Here is a 7096-nt window from a genome sequence, read left to right on the forward strand (position 1 = left end):
GATGGCGTGGGCCGCGCTGAAGCGCAACGCCAGCCGTTTCGTCCAGGCGTTCAACACCGAGACGCGGATCGCCTGCCGCAGCTGGACCATCCACTGGCTCGGCTGGTGCTGGCCGCTGCTGCTGTTCGGCGTGATCAGCGGCGTCTACCAGGCCGGTACCCTGCTGGACATGCCGCTGGCGGTGGTCGACAAGGACCATAGCCAGCTGTCGCGCAAGCTGATCCGCGACCTCGACGCGACCTCCCACGCCCAGGTGATCACCGTTCCCGCCGGCGTCCAGGAGGGGCTCGACGCGATCCGTCGGGCCGATGCCTACGCCTTGCTCTACATCCCGCCGGACTTCGAGGCCGACGTGCTCGGCGGGCGCGCGCCGAAGGCCGAGCTGTACTACAACGCGCTGCTGTATTCGGCCGGCTACGCCGCCACCCAGGACTTCTCGGCGCTGGTCGCCAGCCTCAACGGCGAATTGCGTCCGCGCCTGGCCGCCGGGATGCCGGCGGCGCTGCCGCACCTGGCGAGCATCAGCGTGTCCTACGACAGCCTGTTCAATGCCAGCGGCAACTACATCTATTACCAGCAGTTCGCCGCCATCGTGCACCTGCTACAGCTGTTCGTGATCGTCACCATGGTCCATGTGCTGGCCCGCGAGGCGCCGGAACTGCGCGCCTCCTCGCCGCACATCCTGCGGGCCAAGGCCCTCGGCGTACGCCTGGTGGGCAAACTGGCGCCCTACACGCTGCTGTTCACCGCGCTGCTGATGCTGGAAATCTTCCTGCTGGTGGCGTTCTCCGGCGCGCGCATCAACGGCAGCCCGCTGGCGATGCTGATGATCACGCTGTTCTACGTGATCGCCGCGCAGAGCGTCGGGCTGGTGCTGTTCGTCTTCACCGCCAACCGCTTCACCGCCTATTCGCTGGTGGGCATGCTGATCGGCGTCGCCCAGACCTACTCGGGAGTGCTGATCCCGGAACTGGCGATGCCGACCCTGGCGCGGGTGATCGCCGAGGCCGAGCCGCTGACCCACACCCTGCACGGCCTGTTCGACCAGTTCCTGCGCCAGGCGCCGCCCAGTTCGGCGCTCTACACCTGCGCCAAGCTGGCGCTGTACCCGCTGATCGCCTACATGATCGCCAAGATGCGCCTGCGCAGCCGCCTGGACCTGAGCCCGATATGAAGAACTACCTGCAGATCCTCCGGGAAACCCTGAAGGCCATGCTGTCCAAGCCGATGTGGCTGATGGTCGTGGCCTCGGTGTGCATCACCTCGCTGCCGTACATGAACCACACCGCCCTCGACCTGCCGGTGGCGGTGGTCGACGAGGACCACAGCGACGTGTCGCGCGAGCTGGTCCGGCTGCTCGATTCGGCGCCGAAGGTCGCCGTGGTCGGCTACGACAGCCTGCCGCAGGCCAAGCGCGACCTGGCCTGGCGCGAGCTGTACGCGATCATCGTGATCCCGCTGAACTTCGAGAAGCGCCTGCTGCGCGGCGAGGCGCTGGTGATCCCGTACTTCGGCGACGCCACCAACCGCATGGCCAACGGCCAGATCCAGCAGGACATCTCGGCGGTCTACAGCGCGCTGACCAACCGCTACAACGCCGCCCTGCTGGAACGCGAAGGCTTCACCGCGACCCAGGCGCAGGTGGTGCTGAGCCCGCTGGTAGGGCAATTGACCGACCTGTTCAACCCCGGTATCAGCTTCGCCGCGATCGTTCTTCCGGGGCTGCTGTCGCTGATCCTGCAACACAGCCTGCTGCTCGGCTGCACCCGCGGCAACATCATGCTGCGCGGCGGCACCCCGCGCTACATGCGCCAGCCGCTGTCGACCCGCTTCGGCCGCTACAGCGCGCAACTGCTGATCTGGACCGTGCTGGCGATGCTCTTCTACGTGATCTGGCCGCACCTGCTGGGCTATCGCCAGTCGGCCTCGTTCTTCATGCTGCTGGGGATCGTCCTGCCGTTCCTGATCGCGGTGATCGCCCTCAGCGAGTTCATCGCCGAGCTGCTGCCCACCGAGGAATCGGTGTACCTGACCATGACCTTCATCACCCTGCCGCTGTTCTACATGGCCGGCTACAGCTGGCCGGAACAGGCCATGCCGGACTGGGTACGCTGGCTGGCCGACGCGATCCCCTCGACCTGGGCGATCCGCGCCATCGCCGAGATGAACCAGATGGACCTGCCGCTGCGCGAAGTCAGCGACCATGCCCTGGTGCTGCTGGGCATGGCCGCCACCTATGCGTTGCTGGGTACGCTGCTGTACCAGTACCGCAACTGGCGCTGGGACAACATCAAGGGTTGGTGAAGCGGCGCAAGGCCGGCCATACTCGGCTGGCGTTCGCACAGGGAGATGAAGGAATGTTTCGTTCGGGGCTTTCTTTGCTGGTGCTTCTGGGGCTCGCCACGCTCGGCGGGTGCGGTTCCGTCAACACGCTGGTGCGCGACGACGCCAGCGCCGCCCACGACCTGCGCCTGAAGGCGACCGCCTGCACCAGCCTGCCGCGGGTGTACAGCGGGGTCAGCTATACCTTCTGCCGGCTCAACGTGAAGACCGGGTCGCCGGTGGCGCCGGCGCAAGCCGACGGCATCCTCGAGGTGCTGGCCCTCGACTTCGCGCTGTCCGGGGTGATCGACACCCTCGCGCTGCCCTATACCTCGTACCGCCAGTACCGCGACGGCAACCTGTCCCTGGCCAACTGAGTCAGGGAATCAGCGGCAGCACGATCTCGTCGCTGCGGCTGATCCCGGCGGTCTCGCTGCGGCACAGGTCGAGGAACTCGCGCATGGTCGCGGTCTGGTACTTCTGCTTGTGCCAGATGAAGTAGAACTGCCGGCGCAGGTCCAGGCCGGGCGTTTCCACCGGCACCAGGCTGCCGCGGCGGAAAGCGTCGCGCAGGGCCAGGCGGGAAATGCAGCCGATGCCCAGGCCGGACTCCACGGCACGCTTGATCGCCTCGGTGTGCTCCAGCTCCAGGCGGATGTTCAGCGGCCGCGGGTGATGACGCATGGCCTGGTCGAAGGTCAGGCGGGTGCCGGAGCCCTGCTCGCGGAGGATCCAGGCCTCCCGCGTCAGCCGTTCCAGATCGGCGCCGCCCCGCCGCGCCAGCGGATGCTGGGGGGCGCAGAACACCACCAGTTCGTCCTCCATCCAGGGTTGCACCTCGATGTCCGGATGCCGGCAGTCGCCCTCGATCAGGCCCAGGTCCAGCTCGTAGTGGGCGACCTGCTGCACCACCTGGGCGGTGTTGTGCACGTGCAGGCGCACCCGGCAGTCCGGCTGGCGCTGCATGAAGGCGCCGATCAGCAGCGTGGCCAGGTAGTTGCCGATGGTCAGGGTGGCGCCGAGGTCGAGGGAGCCGAAGGCGGTCTTGCCGTTGAGCAGGTTCTCGATTTCCTCGCCGCGGTCGAGCAGCGCCACCGCCTGCGGCAGCAGTTGGCGGCCGAGGGCATTGAGGGTCAGGCGCTTGCCGGCGCGGTCGAACAGCTTGCAGTCGAACTGCCGCTCCAGCTCGCCGAGCGAGGTGCTGGTCGCCGACTGCGACAGCGACAGCCCCTCGGCGGCACGGGAGACGCTCTCCTGCTGGGCCACGGCGACGAACACCTCGAGCTGGCGGAGGGTGAATTTCATCCAGGCTTCCTCGTCTAGAGCGAAAGGCCCCGCGACATTTTGCCGTTCCGTCGGCGGGGTTGGCTCGGTTATCCTTGCGCCCCGTCCGCGGGAGCGATGGGAGCCCTCGGCGGCCGGCGGCCGACCGATATCGTGTTATCCCATATCCATATTCTGGATAAGCATTATCCAGACAATTCATTTTGCGGATATTTTGGCAACCGATAAAATGCCGCGCAACTGCGTCACGTCTGCTGCTGTTGGTGTGCGCCCGCGTTTTCCTAGGAGTCTTTGATGAGCAATCTGTACACCGAGCGCGTTCTCAGCGTGCACCACTGGAACGACACCCTGTTCAGCTTCAAGACCACCCGCAACCCGGGTCTGCGCTTCAAGACCGGCCAGTTCGTGATGATCGGCCTGGAAGTCGACGGTCGCCCGCTGATGCGCGCCTACAGCATTGCCAGCCCGAACTACGAAGAGCACCTGGAGTTCTTCAGCATCAAGGTCCCGGACGGCCCGCTGACCTCGCGCCTGCAACACCTGAAGGAAGGCGACGAGCTGATGGTCAGCCGCAAGCCGACCGGCACCCTGGTGCACGACGACCTGCTGCCCGGCAAGCACCTCTACCTGCTCAGCACCGGCACCGGCATGGCGCCCTTCCTCAGCGTGATCCAGGACCCGGAAACCTACGAGCGCTACGAGAAGGTGATCCTGGTCCACGGCGTGCGCTGGGTCAGCGAACTGGCCTACGCCGACTTCATCACCAAGGTCCTGCCGGAACACGAGTACTTCGGCGACCAGGTGAAAGAGAAGCTGATCTACTACCCGCTGGTGACCCGCGAGCCGTTCCGCAATCAGGGCCGCCAGACCGACCTGATGCGCAGCGGCAAGCTGTTCGAGGACATCGGCCTGCCGCCGATGAATCCGCAGGACGACCGTGCGATGATCTGCGGCAGCCCGAGCATGCTGGAAGAGACCAGCGCCGTGCTCGACAGCTTCGGCCTGAAGATCTCGCCGCGCATGGGCGAGCCGGGCGACTACCTGATCGAGCGCGCCTTCGTCGAGAAGTAGGCCTCCGCCGCGCCTCGTCGCGCCAGGCGAAGAAAGCCCCTGCCGTATCCGCGGCAGGGGCTTTCTGCTTTCCGGCCCACGCTCAGTGCGCCGGGTGCCGGTGCGGGTGGTCGCCGCCCACGCCTTGCAGCACCGCCTGGTCGATCTCGTCGAAGCGCAGTACCCGGCCGCCTTCCTCGGCCGCCAGGCGCGTCGCGGCCTCTTCGTCGGCGAACGAGGCGAGGGTGGCGCCCATGCCGCCCGGCCGCTGGATGCCGACCACGTAGTAGGCGCGGGTGGCGTCGATCAGGCGGGCGTCGTCGGGGTGCCGCCAGTCGGCCTGGCTCATGTCGTGGACATACAGGCGCGCCTGGCCCTGGCGGTTTTCCGGTTGCAGCCACCAGCCGAACAGTTCGGCGGTGGAGCAGAACTTGCGCACCGCGCCGGGAAGCACCGCCTCGCCCTTGGGACCGGGCATTTCCTCGATGAGCATGCCGCAGACGTGGCATTCGTCGCCGCTGGCGATCGGCACCGGGCCGAGTGCCGTGGCGTCGTCCCGCGACGCATCGCAGCCGGCCAGCAGCAGGCCGAGCAGGAGCGTGCCGAGCAGAGGGCGCAGGGGGAGGGTATGACGTTGCATGGCGGAACCTCGTGAGTCAGATGGGGCGGCGGCGGAACAGGCCGTGGGCCAGCGCCAGGGCAGCGCCGGCCCAGAGGGCCAGGGCCAGCCAGAGGGCGCTGGCGGACACCGGCAGGTCGCTGGCCAGGGGAACCACCCCGCCGGCGGCGGCTGCGTCGAAGCCGGACAGGTTGATCAGCCGGTAGAGGTCGGTCGGGTTGAGCAGCAACAGCCAGGGCAGCAGCCGCGGGCTCAGGTGACCCTGGCTGAGGACCAGGATCGCCAGCAGGGCCAGGTCGAACAGCAGGACGAAGAAGAACCACAGGCCGAGCGCCTGCCCGGCGGCGCTGGATTTCTCGCTGGCGCGGCTGCTCAGGGCGTAGGCCAGGGCGAGGAACACGCAGCCGAGCAGCAGCGAGGAACCCATGAAGCGGCCGAAGGCGCCCAGCAGGATGGCCGCCTCGACCTCCGGCACCAGCACGAGGATCGCCAGCGCCGCGCTGCCGAAGCCGATCAGGGTGGCCAGGGCGAGGATCAGGCCGTGACCGAGGAACTTGCCGAGCAGCAACTGGCCGCGCCCCAGCGGGTAGGTCAGGAGCAGCAGCAGGGTGCCGCCTTCCTCCTCGCCGACGATGGCGTCGTAGGCCAGCAGCAGGGCGATCAGCGGCATCAGGAAGGTGGCCAGGCTGGTCAGGCTGGCGACCGTCGCCGGCACCGAGGTGAAGCCGACCTGGCCGGCCGCGGCGGCGCCGAACCAGGCGATGCCCACCGAGAGCAGGGCGAACAGCAGGCTGATCGCCAGCAGCCAGCGATTGCGCAGGCCGTCGGCCAGTTCCTTGCGGGCGATGGTCCAGACTACGGGCATGGCGTGGCTCCGGTGGGGGCGGGGGACATGTGGTGGCGATAGAGGTCCTCCAGCGACGGCGGCAGGATCTCCAGCTCGAACTCGCGCGCGGCCAGCAGCGCTTCCAGCACGCCGTCGCGCTCGGCATCGTCCAGCAGTACCTCGATGCGCTGGCCGTCCAGTCTCCGCGCCGCCAGGCCGGCCCGGTGCCAGCGTTCGAGCCACTGCGGGTTATGCGGGCTGGCCAGGCGCACGCGGGTCGGCAGAGCCGCCTTGCGGCGCAGTTCGGCGAGGCTGCCGGCCACTTGCAGGCGGCCGCCGGCGAGAATCGCGGCGCGGTCGATGTGCGTCTCGACGCCGGGTAGCACATGGGAGCAGAGGACGATCCCGGTGCCCTGGCCGCGCAGGCGGTCGAGCAATTGGTAAAGCTCGACGGTGGCCAGCGGGTCGAGGCCCACCGTCGGTTCGTCGAGCAGCAGCAGGCGCGGTTCGCCGAGCAGCGCCTGGGCCAGGCCGAGGCGCTGGCGCATGCCTTTCGAGTAGGTTTTCAGGCGCCGCCTGGCGGCATGGCCGAGGCCGACCTGTTCCAGCAGGCGCGCGGCTTCGGCCGGCGCCACGCCCTTGAGGCGGGCGAAGTGGCGCAGGGTCTCGGCGCCGCTGAGCTGCGGGTAGAAGGTCACGTTCTCCGGCAGGTAGCCGAGCTGGCGGCGCGCCTCCAGGCTCCTCGCATCGTGGCCGAGGACCCGCACGCGGCCTTCGCTGGGGGCCAGCAGGCCGAGGACCAGCTTGATGGTGGTGGTCTTGCCGGCGCCGTTGTGGCCGAGCAGGCCGAGCACCTCGCCGGGCTCCAGGCGCAGGTCGAGCCCGCTCAGGGCGGTGAGGGCGCCGTAGCGCAGGGTCGCGCCGTCGATCTCGACCAGGCTCATGGCCTCGGCTCCGCGGCGGGCATCCGCATCAGCGGATGGCTGTCGCGCACG

At 68.4% G+C, this 7096-nt stretch carries 8 protein-coding genes; 4 read left to right on the plus strand and 4 right to left on the minus strand.

What is annotated here, in order from left to right; translation table 11 throughout:
• Position 1: 1 nt before the first annotated feature.
• Genes HMPREF2581_RS12080 through HMPREF2581_RS12090 form a run of 3 tightly spaced genes read left to right on the plus strand, consistent with a single transcriptional unit; the run spans position 2 to position 2699 of the window.
• Positions 2-1174 (plus strand): ABC transporter permease, encoded by a 1173-nt coding sequence (locus HMPREF2581_RS12080; protein WP_003130238.1) that lies wholly within the window; start codon positions 2-4, stop codon positions 1172-1174.
• On the plus strand, positions 1171-2304 hold the full coding sequence (locus HMPREF2581_RS12085) for an ABC transporter permease (protein WP_003130239.1): 1134 nt from the start codon (positions 1171-1173) through the stop codon (positions 2302-2304). Before HMPREF2581_RS12080 ends, HMPREF2581_RS12085 begins: the two co-directional genes overlap by 4 nt.
• A gap of 53 nt (positions 2305-2357) precedes the next feature.
• Entirely contained in the window at positions 2358-2699 is a 342-nt protein-coding gene (locus tag HMPREF2581_RS12090) for a YceK/YidQ family lipoprotein (RefSeq protein ID WP_003098676.1), read from the plus strand.
• 1 nt (position 2700) lies between these two features.
• Here the strand turns inward: HMPREF2581_RS12090 and HMPREF2581_RS12095 are convergent, their stop codons facing one another.
• A complete protein-coding gene (locus tag HMPREF2581_RS12095; RefSeq protein WP_003091833.1) occupies positions 2701-3627 on the minus strand; it encodes a LysR family transcriptional regulator in 927 nt (308 codons plus the stop codon).
• Between the two features lie 273 nt (positions 3628-3900).
• Here HMPREF2581_RS12095 and fpr point away from each other — a divergent pair, with 273 nt between their 5' ends.
• On the plus strand, positions 3901-4677 hold the full coding sequence (gene fpr, locus HMPREF2581_RS12100) for a ferredoxin-NADP reductase (RefSeq protein WP_003091832.1): 777 nt from the start codon (positions 3901-3903) through the stop codon (positions 4675-4677).
• Between the two features lie 82 nt (positions 4678-4759).
• On the opposite strand, the gene HMPREF2581_RS12105 is transcribed toward fpr, so the two are convergent.
• The 3 genes from HMPREF2581_RS12105 to HMPREF2581_RS12115 are packed head-to-tail and all read right to left on the minus strand — an operon-like array spanning position 4760 to position 7045.
• On the minus strand, positions 4760-5296 hold the full coding sequence (locus tag HMPREF2581_RS12105) for a nitrous oxide reductase accessory protein NosL (RefSeq protein WP_003091829.1): 537 nt from the start codon (positions 5294-5296) through the stop codon (positions 4760-4762).
• Positions 5297-5312: 16 nt separating this feature from the next.
• Entirely contained in the window at positions 5313-6140 is an 828-nt protein-coding gene (locus tag HMPREF2581_RS12110; RefSeq protein WP_003091826.1) for an ABC transporter permease, read from the minus strand.
• Positions 6131-7045 (minus strand): ABC transporter ATP-binding protein, encoded by a 915-nt coding sequence (locus HMPREF2581_RS12115; RefSeq protein ID WP_003138226.1) that lies wholly within the window; start codon positions 7043-7045, stop codon positions 6131-6133. The genes HMPREF2581_RS12110 and HMPREF2581_RS12115 overlap by 10 nt, the downstream gene beginning before the upstream one ends.
• Positions 7046-7096 lie beyond the last annotated feature (51 nt).

It is taken from the genome of Pseudomonas sp. HMSC057H01, from assembly GCF_001836405.1.
Classification (GTDB): domain Bacteria; phylum Pseudomonadota; class Gammaproteobacteria; order Pseudomonadales; family Pseudomonadaceae; genus Pseudomonas; species Pseudomonas aeruginosa.